We start from the raw sequence: 780 nt of genomic DNA, 5'->3' as shown, positions 1-780 counted from the left end.
GGCTAGTTGGTCGCGGATGGTGGCGGGGTCGGCGGTGCCGGTGATGTAGCCGATGAGGCGTTTGTCGCCGGGGCGGTCTTCGCGGGCGATGACCGCGGCTTGTTGGACCCCGTCGAGTTGGGTTAGGGCGGCGCGGATTTCGCCGAGCTCGATGCGGTAGCCGCGGATTTTGACCTGCTCATCGGCGCGGCCCACGTAGTCGAGTTGGCCATCAGCACGCCAGCGCACCAGATCCCCGGTGCGATACATCCGCGTCCCGGGCGCCCCGGGCCCGGCCACTGGGCAGGCCACGAACCGCGACGCGGTCAACCCTGCACGCCGCCAATACCCGCAGCCCACCCCGGCGCCGGCCACATACAACTCCCCGACGACCCCGATCGGCACCGGACGCAGCCACCGATCGAGCACCCACAATGCCGCCCCGCTCACCGGCGAACCGATCGGCGGTGGCCCCCCATCCGGTGTCAGGGGCGCGGTCAAGGTCACGCACATGGTGGTTTCGGTGGGGCCATAGCCGTTGATCACCACCCGACCCGGGCCCGCCCAGCGCTGCACCACCCGGGCCGGGCAGAACTCACCGCCGAGCACTAGTGTCAGTGACTGCAACCCCTGCGGGGACAACGCCGCTGCCGCAGAAGGGGTTTGGGTTAACACGCCGACGTGTTGGGCAGCCAGCACATCGTGAAGATCGGGGGCCGAGCGAGTCAGTGAGTCCGGGATCACTACCAGCCGCCCACCATGAAGCAACGGGCCCCAGATCTCCCACACCGAGATGTCGAA

Annotated in this window: 1 protein-coding gene; it reads right to left on the bottom strand. The window is 69.0% G+C overall.

Annotated elements, in window-relative coordinates; genetic code table 11:
• The coding region (locus A5747_RS23975; protein WP_142245717.1) for an AMP-binding protein at window positions 1-780 on the bottom strand (780 nt) is incomplete at both ends.

It is taken from the genome of Mycobacterium sp. IS-836, from assembly GCF_001954275.1.
In the GTDB taxonomy this organism is placed as follows: domain Bacteria; phylum Actinomycetota; class Actinomycetes; order Mycobacteriales; family Mycobacteriaceae; genus Mycobacterium.
This window is presented reverse-complemented; position numbering and strand designations above follow the sequence as displayed.